This window comes from Rhodopseudomonas pentothenatexigens, assembly GCF_900218015.1.
Classification (GTDB): domain Bacteria; phylum Pseudomonadota; class Alphaproteobacteria; order Rhizobiales; family Xanthobacteraceae; genus Rhodopseudomonas; species Rhodopseudomonas pentothenatexigens.
In genome coordinates this window covers 231,413-249,674 of record NZ_UFQQ01000001.1, presented here as the reverse complement: position 1 = coordinate 249,674, position 18,262 = coordinate 231,413, and the positions used below count along the sequence as shown (strand labels likewise).

Sequence of the window (18,262 nt, the reverse complement as noted above, 5' to 3'; positions counted from 1 at the left end):
TTAATTTCAGCGCGGATTTTCTTTCGCCGTGAGGTGGGGCAGGCGATGGCCGGACGAACAGTCACACGTGTCGATCTATGCGAAGCGGTCTACCAGAAGGTCGGGCTGTCACGCACGGAGTCGTCGGCATTCGTCGAACTGGTGTTGAAAGAGATCACCGACTGCCTGGAGCGCGGCGAGACGGTGAAGCTGTCGTCGTTCGGCTCGTTTCTGGTGCGGCAGAAGGGGCAGCGCATCGGGCGCAACCCGAAGACCGGCACCGAGGTGCCGATCTCGCCGCGGCGGGTGATGGTGTTCAAGCCGTCGGCGATCCTGAAGCAGCGGATCAACGCCAATGGCGCGGCGCCGGCGACGACCGCAGAAGCCGACGACACCACCGCGCAGACCGCTTCTGGCGCCTGACGGGAGCCGGCCCTTGGACAAGGCGCCCGACGCATTCCGAACGATCAGCGAGGTCGCAGCCGAGCTCGACATTCCGCAGCACGTGCTGCGGTTCTGGGAAACCAGGTTCGCGCAGATCAAGCCGATGAAGCGGTCGGGCGGCCGGCGCTACTACCGGCCGGACGACGTCGATCTGCTCAAGGGCATCCGCCGGCTGCTGTACGGCGAGGGCTACACCATCCGCGGCGTGCAGCGGATCCTGAAAGAGCACGGCATCAAATCGGTGCAGCGGCTGGCCGACGCCGAGGTTCACGCCAGCTTCGGCGCGGTCGAGGCGGCGATCACCCGCTCCGTCGCCGAGGATGAAGAGTTCGAGCCGGTCCCGGGCGGCATCGATGCCGATGACGACGATTACGACGGCGAGGACGAGGGGCTGGATCTGCACGCCGCAATGGCCGAGCCGGATCATCGTCCTGCGCCGGCCGCGCCGCGCCGTATGATCGTCGCCGAGCCGCGCCATGATCCGCACTTTGATGATCACGAGGACGACCACGACGACGATTTTGCCGTCGCCCCGGCGCCGGTCGTGGCTGCGCCGGGCAGGGCACCGCGGTTCGATCTGCCGCCGCTCGAGTTCCCCGCCGCCAAGGCGCCGCCATCGCAGCCGCCGGTCGATCTCGCCCCGCTGCGCGCCGCCCTGAGCGATCTGATCGCCTGCCGAGAACTGCTCGACGCCGCGATCAAGGACGCCTGAAGGCAGGCGGACGTCCTGAGCCATGATCTCAAGCATGGCCTTTAAACTCAAGGACAGCCGTCATTTTCGTTCCTGGCCGGGCTTGTCGCCGGCCATCCACGAATGCGCGTGGACGAGAGCATTTGAGGACGGGGGCTGCAGCCAAGACGGGAATCCCCGGGCATTCGCCGCGCCGTAGGGGCTATGGCCCTGCAGACGTGACCCGCCGGGCAGGACGCTTAGGACACGTCGGAACAGTCGGCGATACACATAGGCGACGGGCCGATCGGGCCGCCCGGCTTCACCGCGGCATTCTCCGGAAAACAGCCTCCCCGAATTGATCCTCCGCAGCTTGCGCGAACGCCTGATCGCCGCTACAGCATCAGGGCCGACATGGCATCGGAGCGTGGCGCAGCCCGGTTAGCGCACTAGTCTGGGAGACTAGGGGTCGAAGGTTCAAATCCTTTCGCTCCGACCATTCGCAGCCGTCGCTGCGCGCCGATCGCAGACCGATCGGCTGATTGAGCATATTTTCCAATCGACATGGTGGTGCGGGGGGCGCCCGCATTGGGCGCCGGCGAGCTTTGGCATCGAGCCGGGGACGGCCTGACGCAGTCTTGGCCTGTGGCGCGTCGATCGATCCAGAGCGTGCCCATCGCAGGGCGAATTTGATCCGTCGCGGAGCCCGCACGACACGATCGTCTCCTTTTTTGCGATCACAATCGATAGGCGATCGTGCGGATGTTGCTCGCCTTGAAGTAACAGTTCTCAGAACTATTCAAACCGCGGCCAACAGGATCCCTTCGCCGCATCGCCGGCTTGCGCCCGCGCGATGACACGCGCCCTGAAAGCCAGCTAGCATGCTCAACGGCCTGATGCCGCTCGGCGCGGTCGGCGGCAGCATCAACCTCGTCACCAAATCTCGGTGCCGAATGGGACGTGCCGTTCATCGATGGCTTCACTCTGACCGGCGGGCGATCCACACCGGTGCGGCCTATGTGGATGCCGCCAACACTCAGTTGCTGCCGTCCTGGACCCGGTTCGACATCGGCGCGCGCTACACCTTCCTGTCACCCTGGAACGGCAAGCCGATCGTGATCCGCGCCGCGGTCGAGAACGTCGAGAACCTCGGCTACTACGCCTCGGGCTACAGCGGCGTGGTCGGTCTCGGTGCGCCGCGCACCTATCTGGTGTCGACGACGTTCAACTTCTGAGCCGGAGAGCAAGTCGGTCTCCCGCGCCGCGATCCCGGCGACGCGGGAGACCGTCCGGCTGCTCGATGCGGTCGATCGGCGATGCCCACTCACGATCATGATGCGTCGAGAGATCGTCTCGGCGCGGAGCTGATCGTTGCGAAGCATGTCCCATTGTTTCTGAACACACGCTGTTAGTTCGCGCGGCTCCTCTAGATAGATTCTACCGCCGCGAACGATGCGCTGCGCTCGGTGCCGAGGTAACACGACCGAATAGGCTGGCGAAGCCGGTAGCATCGGGATGTGAACATGAAGCTGCAGACACGACAATCCATCAAGCAGACTCTCCTGCTCTGCACGGTCAGCCTGCTCGCGCTGGCGACCTACGGCTCGCACGAGGCGAGGGCGCAATCCAATCTGCCGGCCGTGACTGTCGACGCTCCACAGCAGCAACAGCGCGCTCGCAGCGCGCCGGTGGCGAGTTCGCGGACGACGGCGCGAGCGGCGCGAGTCACGCGGGCGGCGCGGAATCCGCCGCAGGCGGCGCCGACCGCATCGGTCAACGAGCGGATCTATGCCGGCGATCATGGTTACGTCGCCGGGCAGGCGAGTTCGGCGTCGAAGACCAACACGCCGTTGATCGATACGCCGCGTTCCGTCAGCGTCGTCGACCGGAAAGAACTCGACGATCGCGGCGTCACCAGCATTCCCGAAGCGGTGCGCTATTCCGCCGGCGTCACCACCGGCGCGTTCGGCTATGATCCGAGGTTCGATCAGATCTACATCCGCGGCTTCGCGACCACGACGCTCGGCGACTTCCGCGACGGGCTGAAGCAGTTCCCGGCGGGTTTCTCGACCTTTCGCACCGAGCCGTACCAGCTCGACCGCGTCGAAATCATCAAGGGCCCGGCGGCGGTGCTGTACGGACAATCGGTGCCCGGCGGACTGGTCGATCGACGCTCGAAATTTCCCGTCGACAATCAAGTCAACGAGATCGCGATTCAGGCCGGCACATTCGACCGGTTTCAGACCGCGTTCGACATCGGCGGCGCCGCCAATCCCGACAAGTCGCTGCTGTACCGGCTGGTCGGGGTCGCCCGCAGCGGCGAGACCAACTTCGACGTCGCCGACCAGCGTCTGATGCTGGCGCCGTCGCTGACCTGGCGTCCGACGGCCGACACCACCCTGACGACCTACGCCTTGCTGCAGAAAGACGAAACCGATGCCAGCGTCGCCGCGCTCAATCGCAACGGCAAATTGCTGACCGTCGACGGCCAGTATCTGCGCGCCAGCGATCCGAAATACGACTATTTGAAGCTGCAGCAGGTGCAGACCGGATACAAGCTCGAACACCGGTTCGACGAAGTCTTCACGTTCCGGCAGCACACGCGGTTCTCCAATCTGAAGACGGATTCGCGCTATCTCAGCGGCAGCTTCGCCAACTCCACCACGTCCATCTACAATCGGGCCGCCTATGCGGTCGGCGACGAGCAGACCAGCTGGCAGACCGACAACAATCTGCAGGCGGATTTCGTCACAGGTCCGGTGGCGCACCGGGTGCTTGCCGGCTTGAACTACGACCACAACGTGTGGGACTTCGAGTTCGGCGGCAGCGCCGTGCAGGCGATCTACGCGTTGGACATCACCAAACCGACCTATGGGATCGCAGGTGCGACGCCCGCCTACACCTCCGGCTCGCGTGCGACCCAGCAGCAAGTGGGGCTCTATCTGCAGGACCAGATGCGGTTCGGCGGCTGGCATCTGTCGCTGGCCGGAAGGCACGATTGGGCCGATCAGACTCGGATCAACACTTACACCAACGCGGTCACCGGCCAGCGCAACGACTCTGCATTCTCCTACAGCGCGGGGTTGCTGTATCACTTCGATAGCGGCGTCGCGCCCTATGTCAGCTACGCCACCTCGTTCCAGCCGTCGACGTCGCTGGCGATCGACGGCAGCGTGCTGGCCCCGTCGGAAGGCGAGCAGTTCGAGGGCGGCGTCAAATATCAGCCGCGCTCCGACGTGCTGCTGACCGCCTCGGTGTATGATCTCAGAGAGAAGAATGCGGCGAAGCTCGCCGGCTACGTCAACGGCATCGCCTATTACGCATCGGTCGGCGAGATCCACGTTCAGGGCGTCGAACTCGAAGCCAGAGCGCGGCTGACGCCGGAATTGGAGACGGTCACGGCCTACACGTTCGCCGACGCCGAAATCACCAAGACGACGGTCGCCAGCGAATTGAACAAGGTGCCGGCGGTGACGCCGAGGCACACCGCGTCGAGCTGGCTGAACTATACGTTCCTGAACGGTCCGCTCGACGGCCTCGGACTCGGAGCCGGCGTCCGCTACATCGATTCGACCTGGACGTCGAACGCCAATACCGATCGCAATGCCGGCTATACGCTGGTCGATCTGGCGATGCGCTACGATCTCGGCAAGCTGGCACGGCAGTTCGCCGGGTTCCAGGCTCAGGTCAACGCCAACAACATCGCCGACGAGCAGATCGCGGTGTGCAATGCCGGCTACTGCTATCTCAGCCAGGGACGCACGGTGATCGGCACGCTGCGCTATCGCTGGTAGGCGCGACGTCGAAGACTGCAGCCGGGTCGGATAGTCGCTTCGCACGCGCGCGGATGCGTCGCGTTTGCGGAGCTCCGCCGCGTCCGGCAGGCTTCCGCCCATCATCGAATTGTCATACGTTACGCGCCTGTGCAACGCCGAGGACTCGACCATGCGACTGCGGGTGCGGAAGGCGGCCCATTTTCTCGAACGCACCGGCCTTGCGCTGGCCGGCGCGGCGTGCGGCACCTTCGTCGGCGCGCATGTCGGCACCAGCTTCGCGGCGCTGACCACCGTCGGCTTCCTGCTGGCGATGATCGCGATCGGCGCCGTCGGGTTCTATCTCGGCATCGACATTCCGCCGCTGACGTTCCACGACCCTGACGAGGAGCCGCGCTCCCGAGGGAAGATCGACGCCGCCGAATTCCTCAGCGCGTTCGGCACCTTTCTGGCGACCCTGGCGGCGTTCGTGTCGGTCTCTGCGGTGGTGCTGCGTCTCAATCTGCACGCGGTGTCGAGCTGGCTGATCCTGATCGGATGGCTGGTCGGCGTGACGATGCAGATCTGCGCCGGCGCGATCGCCCGGCTGCGACGAGGCCGTATCCGCTAAGACTGTCGACCGAGACAGAACCCGGCGTCTCAACGAAAACCGCCCCGGAGGGCGGTTTTCCAGCATCGTGGCGAGCTCTGCTTGGCCTGACCCGCCGCGCGCGCGGGCAGGCTCCGCAGCGGAAATTACTTGCGGCCGAGCATCCCGGCGACCGAATCCGGCAGTGGGATCTTGGCGACCAGCTGCGGGGCGAACACCACTGCGGCGATCGCCAGCGCGATCAGCACCGGCAGCAGTTCGAACGACGACACCTCTACAACCAGCCAGATCGCGACGATCAGCGCGGCCAGCTCGGCGGCGAAATACATCAGCACCGTCGTGAAGCCGGGCTTCGGCGATTTGGTCAGCGGCGGTGCCGTGAACGCGACGAACACCGAGAACACCAGAAGCGCGACCAGCAGCAGGAACAGAAACGCGGCGGTCTGAAGGGTGGCTGCCAGCATCGTCGGACTCCCAAGGCTCGGCTGAATCTGCCTGCAACACTAGGGCAATTCGCCACCTTGAAAAAGTGCGGTGCTGTCCGGGACGCGCCTGACGACGAATGCAGGCCAGACTGCAGGGCACTGCGATGGACTCGCGAAAGCCGCGGCCTCCCGCTAAGCTCCAGGGCGCAGCGCTGGCTCGAACCGGCGCGTATCAAAACCGGGAAGGAACGACGCGGCCATGAGGGATTTCGCCGGCAGGATTGCCGTGATCACGGGCGGCGGCGCGGGCATGGGCCGCGAACTTGCCCGTCAGCTCGTCGCTGAAGGTTGCCACGTCGCGATCTGCGACGTCTCGGCGGACGCGATGGAAGAGACGCGGCGGCTGTGCGAGGCCGGCGGCCTGCCGCAAGGGCTGCGGCTCACCACCCACATCGTCGACGTTTCCGACGAGGCGCAGATGCTGCGGTTTCGCGACGAGGTCGCCGCGCAGCATGCCACCGGCTGCATCCATCTGCTCTTCAACAATGCCGGGATCGGTGGCGGCGGCAGCATGATCGCCAATTCGCGCGAGCAGTGGGAGCGCACCTTCAACATCTGCTGGGGCGGCGTCTATCTCGGCACTCGCATCTTCCTGCCGATGCTGATCGCGGCCGACGAGGGACACATCGTCAACACCTCCAGCGTCAACGGCTTCTGGGCGTCGATCGGCCCCTTAGCGCCGCACACCGCCTACAGTGCCGCAAAATTCGCCGTGAAGGGATTTTCCGAGGCGCTGATCGGCGATTTGCGGCTGAACGCACCGCATGTGCGATGCTCGGTGGTGATGCCGGGCCACATCGGCACCTCGATCGTCAGCAATTCGCGCCGGATCCAGACCGGCGATAGCACGGACGAGCTCAGCGCCGAGGAGGTCGCCGGCACCCGGCAGCGACTATCGGCGGCGGGGATCGATCTGTCGCAGACCTCCGACGACGACATCCGGGCGATGGCGAAGGAGCGGGCGCGCAGTTTCCTGGAAGACGCCCCGACCACGGCCGCTGCAGCCGCCCGCACCATTCTCGACGGCGTTCGCGGCGGGGACTGGCGCATCCTGGTCGGCGACGATGCCCATGCGCTCGACGCGCGCGTGCGCGCCATGCCGGAGCGCGCCTACGAGGTCGAGTTCTATCAGAGTTTCGCGGCCGAAGTCGGCTGGCGGCTCGGCTGAGCGAACCAACAATAACAACAAACCGAAGGGAGTCCGCCATGGATGCCGTCGCCGCGTCGGAGCGCATCGATCTTGCCGGCCTGGTCGCCGATCTCAACGCGCTGTTGCGGCTGAAGACCACGGTGATCGGGATGAAGCTGTTCCGAACCGTCGCCGAGATGGAGGCGGTGCCGAAGATCCGCCGGCCCAACGCGATCCACACCACCGACCAGATCGTCAGCATGGCGTCGCGGCTGGGGTGGACCGTCGGCATCACCGCCGCCGATCTGGTCGGTGAGCAGTGCCGCGCCGTGATCGGGCTGGCGCCTCAGGACGAGCGATGGCTCGCCGGACGGTCCTATGTCGGCGTTTGGCACGCGACGCCGGAGGATGCCAGCGCCCGTCAGCACGCGCTCGACGTCGTGCCGTTCGGCCGGCATCAGGCGATGGCGGTGTCGCCGCTGGCGAGCGGCCGGCTCGACCCGCCGGACATATGTCTGGTCTATGCGACGCCGGGGCAGATGATCATCCTGATCAACGGGCTGCAATATGCCGGCTACAAGAAGTTCGAATGGAGCGTGGTCGGTGAAACCGCCTGTGCGGATTCCTGGGGCAGGGCGCTGAAGACCGGCGAGCCGAGCCTGTCGCTGCCGTGTTTCGCCGAACGCCGCTACGGCGGCGTGCCCGACGAAGAGATGCTGATGGCGCTGAGCCCGGCGCACCTCGCCAAGGCGATCGACGGCATGAAGCAACTGGCCAAGAACGGCCTGCGCTACCCGATCGCACCCTACGGCATCCAGGCCGACGTACGGGCCGGGATGGGTGTGTCTTATGGGAATAAGTAGTTCTCGTGGCCCCGTCATTCCGGGGCGCGAGCGAAAGCTCGCGAGCCCGGAATCCGAGGCGGGCACGGCTTGGCCGTTCACCGCACACTAACCTCGGGATTCCGGGTTCGCCGCTGCGCGGCGCCCCGGAATGACGGTGTGGGGAATGCCAAAAACGGACGCCTCAATACGCGTTCTCGCCCTTCAGCAAAGCCCAAGGCGTTTTCAGCAGGATGTAGAGGTCGAACAGCACCGACCAGTTCTCGATGTAGTACAGGTCGAACTCGACGCGCTTCTGGATCTTTTCTTCGTTGTCGATCTCGCCGCGCCAGCCGTTGATCTGGGCCCAGCCGGTGATGCCGGGCTTGACGCGGTGGCGAGCGAAGTAGCCGTCGACCGCTTCGTCGAACAGCCGGCTCTGCAGCTTCATCTGCACCGCATGCGGCCGCGGCCCGACCAGCGACAGGTTGCCCTTGAATACCACGTTGAACAGTTGCGGCAGTTCGTCGAGGCTGGTGCGGCGGATGAAGCGGCCGACCCGGGTGACGCGCGGATCGTTGCGGGTGACGACCTTGGAGGCGGTGGGGTCGGCCTGATGGTGATACATCGACCGGAACTTGAACACGTCGATGCGCTCGTTGTTGAATCCGAACCGTTTCTGCCGGAACAGTACCGGCCCCGGACTGTCGAGCTTGATCGCCAGCGCCACCAGCGCCATCACCGGCGCGGCGGCGAGCAGGATCAGGCCTCCGACCACGCGGTCGAACAGCTGCTTCATCACCTGGTCCCAATCCGTGATCGGCGCTTCGAACACGTCGAGCGTCGGCACCTTGCCGACGTAGGAATAGGCGCGCGGCCGGAATCGCAGCTTGTTGGTGTGCGCCGACAGCCGGATGTCGACCGGCAGCACCCACAGCTTTTTCAGCATGTCGAGGATGCGGGTCTCCGCCGAGATCGGCAGCGCGAACAACACCAGATCGACCCGGGTGCGGCGGGCGAATTCGGGGATGTCGTCGACCTTGCCGAGTTTCGGCACGCCGGCGCAGGTGGGAAGCGAACGGGAGTCGTTGCGGTCGTCGAACACGCCGAGGATGTGGATGTCCGAGGCGTCGGCCTGTTCGGCCTTCAGCGCCTCGATCAGTTTGGCGCCGTTGTCGTCGGCGCCGACGATCACCGTGCGGCGGTCGAGCCGGCCCTCGCAGCCCCACTGCCGCACCAGCGACCGCACCACCATCCGCTCGACGATCAGCGCGGCGAGGCCGGCGAAGTAGAACGACCCCAGCCACAGCCGCGACACCTCGCCGCCGAGCTTGGCGAAGAACGAAACCCCGATGAACAGCAGGAACACCACCGACCATGCGGTGATCAGCCGTGTCATCTGTTTCAAGGTGCCGCGGAACACCTGTACCACGTAGAGGTCGGCGGCCTGAAACACGACGATTGCCGTCATCGTGGTGCCGAGGATGGCGCCGATGTACTCCCAGGCGAAGCCGTCGCGGCGCACCACGAGGGCGAAATACAGCGCGACGCCGACGGTGGCGATCAGCAGGAAATCGGCCAGCCGCACGATGCCCGCGATCACGATCGGCGAATAGGCCGGCGGTACTTTTTCGTTGGCGACCGCGAGGGCAGCCGGCGACAGCCGCTTGCGCCGTTCCACCCGCGGCGCACCGTCGCCGGCGGCCACCGCGGCCCCGGTGGCGGCAGCGCTGATCATCGAACGTGCGCTGATCGGCTCCATTGGTCCGTTCCGTATCTTGCGCCGGCACGACGTTCCCGACGCCCGGCGAAATCCCCCGGTCCGGGCCTTAACGGAAAAGTCGCAAGAAACGGTTAGCGCGACCTCGGACTCAGCGCTTCGCCAGCGCCTCGCGATAGCCGGCGAGCACGCCTTCGACCATCGCCTTCTGCGAAAAATGCAGGAATATCCGCTCGCGCAGCCGCCGCGCGCGCTCGCGGGTTGCGGCGGGGTCGTCCAGCGCAGCGGCGATCGCCTGGGCCATCGCGGCCGGATCGCTCGGCGCGAACAGCGCATCGCGGTGCTCTGGGCCGAAGATCTCCGGAATGCCGCCGACATTGGCGGCGATCATCGGGACGCCCGCCGCCGCTGCCTCGATCACCACATAAGGCATCGAATCGCCGCGCGACGGCACCACCAGCAGCCCGCCTTGCGCGAATCCGTGGCGCGCCTTGACGTGGCCGATGAAGCGCACCGCGGCGCCGAGACCGAGCCGCGCCACCTGGGCCTTCAACGCCTCGGTCTCCTCGCCGTCACCGCCGAGCGTCAGCGTCACCGGCTTGCCGGCGGCGCGCAGCCGCGCCACCGCGTCAATCAGCAGATCGGCGCCTTTGATCTTGCGGAATTCGCCGACATAGCAGACGTCGGTGGCGTCGGCGGCCAGCGTGATCGGATCGAATTCGCCGGCGGTGACACCGTTGAACACGCAGCGCACCAGGCCCTCAGGCTTGCCGATCATGCGTTCGTAGGTCGCGCGCGCGAATTCGCTCTCGAACAGGAACAGCTCGGTGCGGTTCATCGACATCCGCTCGAGCCGACTGTAGAGCTGGCCCTTCAGCGTCGAGGTCGGGTAGTGCAGCGAGCCGCCGTGCGGCGTGTACACCCGAATCGAGCCGGCCGGGCGCGGCACGATCCGCATGAACACGCCGGCCTTGGCGCCGTGGCCGTGCAGCACGTCGGGCTTCAGCGAGGCGATCAGGTGGACGAAGCGGCCCCAGACGAACAGATCGGTGATGCTCGGCTCGCGTCGGATCGGCAAGCGGTAGACGCCGAGCTTCATTTTCGGTGCGATCTCATCGAGTGCGGCCACGGCGCGGTCGCCGCCGGTGAGGCTGTCGGTGATCAGCGCGACGTGATGGCCGCGGTCGGCCTGGCCGTTGGCGAGATCGAGAATGTGGCGAATGATGCCGCCGACAGGCGCGCGCACCGCGTGCACGATCCGCAACGGCTGGTCCGGCGACGAAATGGTCATCGGGTCTCCCGTGCGCACGTCACCGTACGTCGTCCCCCGCGACGGCGCGCAGTGGGAAGTGAGGTGATCAAGGCGGGGCCGCGAGACATGGATCGATCCGGAAAAGTCGGGTCCGATTAACGACTTTCGTGGTTAACAAAGTGTGTGCACTGGTCCGCCGTTACCATGGATTAGTTGCGCGCATCCGTCGAGATTAACCGCGCAGCAACCTTAATGGTTTGTAGTCGGAACCGAACTGACGGTTGGTCGCGTCACGTAGGAGTATGCAATGCGGATCGCGTTCTGGCGCCGGAACACCGAGGCGACGGCGAAGACGACGGTTGCGAACACACCGGCTCCCGAGCGCGAGCCGCAAGCCTCCGTAACCGCGCCGTCCGCCGATCCGGTTTCCGATGCGCCGCGTCCGGTGCCGAAGCCGGCGATCCGCCAGGCGATCTTCAAGCGGTCGCCGACCCGTACGGTGCCGCTCGACAGGCCGGCGCCGCTGCCCGCCGATGGCGATATCGACGTGCGGCTGATCGGACAGGCGCTGGCACGCAAGAAGCATCTGATCATCGCGCCGACGCTGCTGGCGCTAGTGCTGTCGCTGGCGATCGTCAACCTGATCACGCCGCGCTACAAGTCCGAGGCGCGCATCCTGATCGACGGCCGCGAGAACAGCTTCCTGCGTCCGACCGGCGAACGCGACGAGCAGCGCAACGCGATCGATCCGGAAGCGGTGACCAGCCAGGTGCAGCTTCTGCTGTCGCGCGATCTCGCGATCGAGACCATCAAGAAGAACAAGCTGGCCGAGCGTCCGGAATTCGATCCGGTGCTGAAGGGCATCAATCCGCTGAAATCGCTATTGGCGCTGATCGGTATCGGCCGTGATCCGTTCGCGATGACACCGGAAGAGCGCGTGCTCACCGCTTACTACGAGCGGCTGACCGCCTATGCGGTCGACAAGTCGCGGGTGATGGTAGTCGAATTTCAGTCCGAGGATCCGGATCTCGCCGCGCGCGTCGCCAATTCGATCGCCGACGGCTATCTGGTGCTGCAGCAGAACGCGCGCCGGGCCCAGGCGAGGGCGGCCGGACAGTGGCTGTCGGGCGAAATCGACTCGCTGCGCAAGAAGGTGGCCGAGGCCGAGGACAAGGTCGAAGACTTCCGTTCAAAATCCAGCCTGTTCATCGGCACCAACAACACCACGCTGTCGAACCAGCAGCTCGGCGACATCAACGCCCAGCTCGCCAACGCCCGCGCGCTGAAGTCCGATGCCGAAGCCAAGGCGCGGTTGATCAAGGAGATGCTGAAGAGCGGCGGGCCGATCGAAGCCTCCGAAGTGCTCAACACCGAGCTGATGCGCAGGCTGTCGGAGCAGCGCGTCACGCTGCGCGCCCAGCTCGCCGAGCAGAGCTCGACGCTGCTCGGCGGCCATCCGCGGATCAAGGAGCTGAAGGCCCAGCTCGCCGATCTCGACCAGCAGCTCCGCGACGAGGCGGTGAAGCTGTCGCGGTCGTTTGAAAACGACGCCCGGATTGCCAGCAGCCGGGTGGAGAATTTGTCGGCCAGCCTCGATCAGTTGAAGAAGCAGGCGTCGGCGACCAACGGCCAGGACGTGCAGCTGCGCGCGCTGGAACGCGAGGCCAAGGCGCAGCGCGACCTGTTGGAATCCTATCTGGCGAAGTATCGCGAGGCGACCACCCGCGAGACCATCGATCAGACCCCGGCCGACGGGCGGATCATCTCGCGCGCCATCGTTTCCAACACTCCGGCCTATCCGAAGAAGCTGCCGATCGTGCTGATCGCAACGCTGGCGACGCTGCTGCTGACATCGGGCGGCATCGCTACCGGCGAATTGCTGCGGATGACCCAGCCGCGGCCGCGCGACATCGCCGCGCCGGCGATGGTCGAGCCGGAACTGGTGCCGGTGGCAGCCGCGGCTCCGGTCGTGCCGCCGGCCCCGGCGGCACCGCCGAGCTTCACCGCGCCGCCTACGCCGGCTCCGATCGAACCGGCTCCGACCGAGACTGCCCCGATCGCTGCCGCCGCCGCGGCGCCCACCAATGAGATCGAGGCTCTGGCTGCGCGACTACGCCGAGCCGGCGAGGGCGGCCGCAAGCTCACCGTGCTCGGCACCGGCGACACCGATGCGGTCACCACTACAGCCCTGGCGCTGGCTCGCCGGCTGGCGCGCGACGCCAAGGTGGTACTGATCGACCTGTCGGAATCCTCGGTGTTGCTGAGGGCCACGTCGATCGATCCGGTAGCACCGGGGCTCGCCGAACTGATGCTCGGCGAAGCGGCGTTCGGCCAGATCATCACTCGCGACCGCGCTTCGTCTCTGCAACTGGTCAGCGCCGGCAAGCCGGGATTCGACCGCACCCTGCTGCATTCGCCGCGGTTGACGCTGGCGATCGACGCCTTGATGCGGGTGTACGACCACGTCCTGCTCGACGCCGGCACCGCCTCCGATCTGCCGGCCGAACTCCTGACCGCGCAGGCCCAGGCCGCCGTGGTGCCGGCACCGACGATGACCGTCGAGGCCCGGGCCAGGATGGCCGAGCAACTGGTGGCGGTCGGCTTCTCCGATGTCACGATGCTGAGCCGGCCGTTCGAGCCGGCCGATCCGGTCGCCCCCGGCCAGCACACCGCCGCCGCCTGAGCTCGCGATCGACAGGCCGCGCCCGGTAAGCACCGGGCGTTGTCGCTTTCGCTGTCGATTGAGAGATTTCGAACTCGAAGAACGGCCGCGCCTCAGCGCCGCAACGCTCCGCGCAGCCGCCTGACGAGATGCATCATCGCCGGATTGTGCTTGACCGCATGCTTGCCGCGGCCGATTGCGGCCAGCGCACCGGCCGCCAGCCGGCCGCGCGGGCTCAGCGCGACGTAGCTGTCGAAGATCGGGTCGAGTTCCTTGCAGAACATCTTCTTGTAGTCGTCGGATCCGATGCCGAGATCGATCCCGCGATAGCCGCGTGAGGCATAGTGATCGACGATGTGGCGCATCAGAATCAGCCCGGGGCTGTAGCGCGCAGCGTCAGACAGCGTGTAGGTGTTGAACATCATCGAGAACCGGCGGCCATCGGCAACGCCCGCATACATCGCGATCATCTCGGCGTCGCATTCCAGCGCGTGGATCTCGATCGCACGGCCGCCGCCGGCCAGCTCGGTGGCGCAGGCCTGCCGGATGAAGTCGGCGACGCCGGGCTCGGCGAACACGTTCGGCAACTTCTGCGCCGCCATCCGCTGCGGCTTGATTCGGAAAAACGCGTCGAGCACGCGGTCGATGTCGGCCTGGGTCCGCGCCTGGGCATAGTGATAGCCGGGCAGTTCCTGCAGCTTGCGCTCCTTGCCCTTCAGCCGGCGGCGGAACGAGTTGCTGATCAGATCGGCCGCGACGGCGCCTTCGGGCATCGTCAGCACCGGGCAGTCGTTCACCGATGGCTGGTGCGGCCATTGCGCCAGCGGATTGGGCAGACCGTCCCAGTACAACGGCTGCTGCAGCAGCGCCAGCACGTCGGCACCGCCCGCGGCGCGCAGGGCGGCGAGCAGCGCATCAAGATCGCCGGCGTCGGCGGTGATCGCGAAATCACGGTGCCATAACGGCATGTTGAACGTCGAATGCTTGCCGCCGAGAAAGCTCGCCACGCCGACGCCGAATTTGCGCTCGACACCGAGCGGCATCACCAGCAGCGGCTGATCGTCGGCGTCGCGCGCAACCACGATGTACGGCTCGACCCGCTCGGCGTTGCCGACGTGGCGCTGCCAGGCACTCAGGAAATCGAAACGCTGATAGGGCGACGCGTATTGGCCGGTCTGCTCGAGAGCGCGCCAGATCGGCTCGGCGATATTGACGTCGTGAATGACCTCGACGCGTGTGATCCGGCTCCGTACTGCGGCCGCGCGATCAGCGGCCCGGGCTTCGGTCAGCACGGCCATCATCGTCATCCGGCGATCCAATGAGAACAAGCAAGGCGCAAATCGAGCACGTGCGGACCTTTACAAACAAATCTCAACAAAGCGTAATGACGCAGCACGAAACCGGCACCGCAAGCGGCGCCGCGAGGGATTAGCCTTGTCGAACAACGGCTGGTGGACGACGGCAAGGCTGCAGCTCGCTTATTTCAGCGGCCTGGCGCGGGCTTCGGAAGCACGCGGCGGCGGCTGCGGGGTGATGCTGCGGTTCGAAAGGGTGCGGCCCGCGCGGCGCGACCGTTTTCAACCGCTGCGTGCCCGCGAGGTCACGCCGCAGTTTCTCGATGCGCTGCTACGCGCGCTGAAGCGCTGGAATTGTCCGGTGATCTCGATCGGCGAGGCGTGCGACCGGATCGGCCGTGGCGAGTCGCCGGGGCGGTTCGTCTGCCTGAGCTTCGACGGCGGCTCGCGTGACGTCATCACGTTCGCGTATCCGATCCTGGCGCGGCACGGCGTGCCGTTCACGGTGTATCTGCCGACCGCGTTTCCCGATGGCGTCGGGGAAGTCTGGTGGCTCGCATTGGAGCAGGTGATCGCGCGCACCGATCGGCTTGCGCTGCTGATCGATCACAACGAACGCCGGTTCGACACCGTGAGCCTCGGCGACAAGGTGCGGGTGTTTCACTTCCTCGCAAGCTGGCTGCGCACCATGGCGCCGGCCCCGCTGACCGCGGCGATCCAGGATTTGTGCAAGCGCTATTCGGTCGATCTCGCCGCGGTGACGCGCGAGGCGGTGATGGATTGGGACGACATCGGGCGGCTCGCGGTCGATTCCAACGTCACCATCGGCAGCGCGACGGTGAACTATCCGGTGCTGGCCAACGTGTCCGACGCGGCGGCGCAGAAGGAGATCGCGATGGGCCGCGCGGTGCTGCAGGCGGCCCTCGGCCGTGACGCACCGCATTTCGCCTTTCCGTTCGGCGACCGCGGCAGCTTCGGCCCGCGGCACGTCGCGATGCTGAAGGAGGCGCGGTTCGCCACTGCGGCAACGGCGATTCCCGGCGTGATCGGCCGGGGGGCGGTCGATCCATTGGCACTGCCGCGGATTGCCTGGGATGGTCGTCGGCGCTCGCTGCGCGGCCTGCGGGTGGTCCTGTCCGGGTTGATGCCGGGCGCGGCGCGCGGCATCGGCCGAAACGGATAGCAGGCAACTCGCCGATTCACCGCGCCGGCGCGACGTCCTTGGCGTGGTTCTGTAAGTAAGCGCGGAGCAGGGCGACTTCCTCGCTGTCGAGCGCGGTCAGCCGTTTCATCGCGTTGACGTGGCCGATCCAGGCGTCGGCCTTGGCGCTGCGCGGCGGCTTCAGCACGTGGCACAACGTGCAATTGTCGTCTTCGATCCGCGCCGCCAGCGTCCACAGCGACTCGCGCGACGTCACGAACCGTCCCGGCGCCGCGCCGACCACCAGCCGCACCCGCGTCCAGTGATCGTCGGTGTCGTCGTCGGTGGCGCTTTCCAGCGTCTCGAGCCTGGTGCGCGCGGCCTCGGTGAGCGTCGCTGCCAGAATACGCTTGCCGAAGCGCTGATAGAGCAATTCCGGCGAGCCCTCGCGCTGCCAGCCGGTCAATTCCAGCGTCAGACGATCTGCTTCGGTGGCGCGCACCGTCACTGCAGTGCTGGCGGCGAGTTCGCCGGCGCTCTCTTCAGAGTCGCCGGTCCGGAGCGGCACCGAGCCGATCGCGTACAGCGTCGTTCCCGGCGCTGCGACCAGCCTGCCGGCATCGGCCTGCAGCGCGGCAAGCGCCTTGCGATGCCCGGCGGTGACGTCCGGCATCTTGTGGGCGATGCCCTTGTGGCAGTCGATGCAGGTCTTGTCGGCCTTCATCGCATCCTGCATCGCGGTCGCCGCCTTGGCGGTCTGCTTGTGGAAATCCATCGCCTCGAAGGCGTGGCAGTTGCGGCACTCGCGGCTGCCGTTGGCACGCATCCGGTCCCATTCGTGGCGGGCGAGTTCGTGGCGCTTGGCCTCGAACTTCTCACGCGTGTCGATGCTGCCGATCGCCCAGTGAACCAGCTCCTTGGTGGCGGTGACCTTGCGCACCAGCATCGCACCCCAGTCGCGCGGCACGTGGCAATCGGAGCAGATCGCGCGCACACCGGTACGGTTGGTGTAGTGCGCCGTGGTCTTGTACTCCTGATAGACGTTGTCTCGCATCGCGTGACACGAGGTGCAGAACGCCAGGCTGTTGGTCGCATGCATCGCGGTGTTGAAACCGCCCCAGGCGACGACGCCGCCGGCGGCGGCCAGCAGCACGACGAGCGCCAGCGGGCCGGGCCGCGCCAGCCGGCTCCAAATCGACGTCATGATATGGTTCCGTCGTAGCGGCCGACCCGCGGCACGCGGGCGGCGTCGTATCTGCGCCGTCCGCGCCGCATCCTTCAGCCCAGACTCAGTCGAACGGCTTCGGCGGCGCCGTCTTGTCGCTCGACGGCGGCAGGATCGGCAGCTTGAAGTCGGGCTGGTCGCCGGTCAGCGTCTTGAGGAAGGCGACGATCTTAGCGTTTTCGTCCGGGGTGAACTTCTTGCCGAGCTGGATCCGCCCCATGGTGTCGACCGCGTCCGACAGCTTCTGCGCCGCACCGTCGTGGAAATAGGGATATGTCAGTTCGACGTTGCGCAGCGTCGGCACCTTGAAGTTGAAGCGGTCGGCTTCCTCCTTGGTGACGGCGAAGCGCCCTTCGGCCGGGTTGTCGGTCTTGTACGGCTCGACCACGCCCATCTTCTGGAAGGTGTTGCCGCCGACGGCTGCACCGTTATGACAGCCGGTGCAGCCGGAATCCTTGAACAGCTCGTAGCCGGCGCGCTCAGTCGGCGTCAGCGCCTTCTTGTCGCCCTTCAGCCATTTGTCGAACCGCGAGTTCGGCGTCACCAGCGTCTCTTCGAACGCCGCGATCGCGCGCGTCACCTCGTCGATGTCGACGGTGCTGTTCTGGCCGAACACCGATTTGAACTCGGTGACGTAGCCCGGGATCGACTTCAGCAGGTCGACCGCCAGTTCGTGGGTGAACGCCATCTCGCCCGGATTGGCGATCGGTCCGCCGGCCTGATCCTTCAAGGTCAGCGCCCGGCCGTCCCAGAACTGTGCGACGTTGAGGCTGGCATTGAGCACCGTCGGCGAATTGATCGGCCCCTTCTGCCAGTTGTGGCCGATCGAGGTTTTCAGATTATCCGACCCGCCCATCGACAGGTTGTGACACGAGTTGCAGGAGATGAAGCCGGACTTCGACAGTCGCGGATCGAAGAACAGCTTCTTGCCGAGTTCGACCAGTTTCTGATCCTTCACCACCGCCGGCTTGATCGGCGAGATCGGCTCGTCGCTCGCTGCGCGGGCAGGGACCGACAAGGTGACGGACAGAGCCGTCGCCAGCAGCAACGTATGTGCGATTTTCATGAGAACCCCCA

14 protein-coding genes, 1 tRNA gene and 1 pseudogene are annotated in these 18,262 nt (G+C 66.2%); 10 read left to right on the top strand and 6 right to left on the bottom strand.

The window, feature by feature from the left end:
• The first annotated feature begins 45 nt into the window (after positions 1–45).
• From DWA33_RS01155 to DWA33_RS01130, 6 genes and pseudogenes are all read left to right on the top strand, one after another.
• Positions 46–402 (top strand): integration host factor subunit alpha, encoded by a 357-nt coding sequence (locus DWA33_RS01155; protein WP_114356282.1) that lies wholly within the window; start codon positions 46–48, stop codon positions 400–402.
• A 13-nt stretch (positions 403–415) separates the two neighbouring features.
• Positions 416–1,135 carry a MerR family transcriptional regulator gene (locus tag DWA33_RS01150; protein WP_114356281.1) on the top strand — a complete coding sequence of 240 codons (720 nt, stop codon included), beginning with the start codon at positions 416–418 and terminating at the stop codon, positions 1,133–1,135.
• A gap of 379 nt (positions 1,136–1,514) precedes the next feature.
• A tRNA-Pro gene (locus DWA33_RS01145) sits at positions 1,515–1,592 on the top strand.
• Between the two features lie 440 nt (positions 1,593–2,032).
• Positions 2,033–2,328, top strand: a pseudogene (locus DWA33_RS01140) (TonB-dependent receptor); the annotation flags it as partial.
• A gap of 288 nt (positions 2,329–2,616) precedes the next feature.
• Complete coding sequence (locus DWA33_RS01135; protein WP_114356280.1) at positions 2,617–4,887, top strand: TonB-dependent siderophore receptor; 2,271 nt, start codon at positions 2,617–2,619, stop codon at positions 4,885–4,887.
• A gap of 151 nt (positions 4,888–5,038) precedes the next feature.
• Complete coding sequence (locus DWA33_RS01130; RefSeq protein WP_114356363.1) at positions 5,039–5,476, top strand: hypothetical protein; 438 nt, start codon at positions 5,039–5,041, stop codon at positions 5,474–5,476.
• A gap of 125 nt (positions 5,477–5,601) precedes the next feature.
• Here DWA33_RS01130 and DWA33_RS01125 read toward each other — a convergent pair whose 3' ends face one another.
• The gene (locus DWA33_RS01125) at positions 5,602–5,919 is read right to left on the bottom strand and encodes a hypothetical protein (RefSeq protein WP_114356279.1); all 318 of its coding nucleotides are present in this window, start codon (positions 5,917–5,919) and stop codon (positions 5,602–5,604) included.
• A 220-nt stretch (positions 5,920–6,139) separates the two neighbouring features.
• On the opposite strand from DWA33_RS01125, the gene DWA33_RS01120 reads away from it, so the two are divergent.
• Positions 6,140–7,108, top strand: a complete 969-nt coding sequence (locus DWA33_RS01120) for an SDR family oxidoreductase (RefSeq protein ID WP_114356278.1) — start codon at positions 6,140–6,142, stop codon at positions 7,106–7,108.
• Positions 7,109–7,146: 38 nt separating this feature from the next.
• Entirely contained in the window at positions 7,147–7,932 is a 786-nt protein-coding gene (locus DWA33_RS01115) for a DUF169 domain-containing protein (protein ID WP_114356277.1), read from the top strand.
• Between the two features lie 163 nt (positions 7,933–8,095).
• Here the strand turns inward: DWA33_RS01115 and DWA33_RS01110 are convergent, their stop codons facing one another.
• Both DWA33_RS01110 and DWA33_RS01105 read right to left on the bottom strand, forming a co-directional pair.
• The gene (locus DWA33_RS01110; protein ID WP_114356276.1) at positions 8,096–9,652 is read right to left on the bottom strand and encodes an undecaprenyl-phosphate glucose phosphotransferase; all 1,557 of its coding nucleotides are present in this window, start codon (positions 9,650–9,652) and stop codon (positions 8,096–8,098) included.
• A 109-nt stretch (positions 9,653–9,761) separates the two neighbouring features.
• Positions 9,762–10,901 (bottom strand): glycosyltransferase family 4 protein, encoded by a 1,140-nt coding sequence (locus DWA33_RS01105; RefSeq protein ID WP_114356275.1) that lies wholly within the window; start codon positions 10,899–10,901, stop codon positions 9,762–9,764.
• Between the two features lie 268 nt (positions 10,902–11,169).
• Between DWA33_RS01105 and DWA33_RS01100 the strand changes: the two genes are divergently transcribed.
• Positions 11,170–13,545 (top strand): GumC family protein, encoded by a 2,376-nt coding sequence (locus DWA33_RS01100; RefSeq protein WP_114356274.1) that lies wholly within the window; start codon positions 11,170–11,172, stop codon positions 13,543–13,545.
• A 92-nt stretch (positions 13,546–13,637) separates the two neighbouring features.
• Here DWA33_RS01100 and DWA33_RS01095 read toward each other — a convergent pair whose 3' ends face one another.
• Positions 13,638–14,831, bottom strand: a complete 1,194-nt coding sequence (locus DWA33_RS01095) for a GNAT family N-acetyltransferase (RefSeq protein WP_114356273.1) — start codon at positions 14,829–14,831, stop codon at positions 13,638–13,640.
• A gap of 127 nt (positions 14,832–14,958) precedes the next feature.
• On the opposite strand from DWA33_RS01095, the gene DWA33_RS01090 reads away from it, so the two are divergent.
• Positions 14,959–16,002 carry a polysaccharide deacetylase family protein gene (locus DWA33_RS01090; protein WP_114356272.1) on the top strand — a complete coding sequence of 348 codons (1,044 nt, stop codon included), beginning with the start codon at positions 14,959–14,961 and terminating at the stop codon, positions 16,000–16,002.
• A 16-nt stretch (positions 16,003–16,018) separates the two neighbouring features.
• On the opposite strand, the gene DWA33_RS01085 is transcribed toward DWA33_RS01090, so the two are convergent.
• Positions 16,019–17,164, bottom strand: coding sequence for a NapC/NirT family cytochrome c (locus DWA33_RS01085; protein WP_114356271.1), 1,146 nt, complete (start codon positions 17,162–17,164; stop codon positions 16,019–16,021).
• A gap of 85 nt (positions 17,165–17,249) precedes the next feature.
• A complete protein-coding gene (locus DWA33_RS01080) occupies positions 17,250–18,251 on the bottom strand; it encodes a cytochrome-c peroxidase (protein ID WP_114356270.1) in 1,002 nt (333 codons plus the stop codon).
• Between the last annotated feature and the right edge of the window lie 11 nt (positions 18,252–18,262).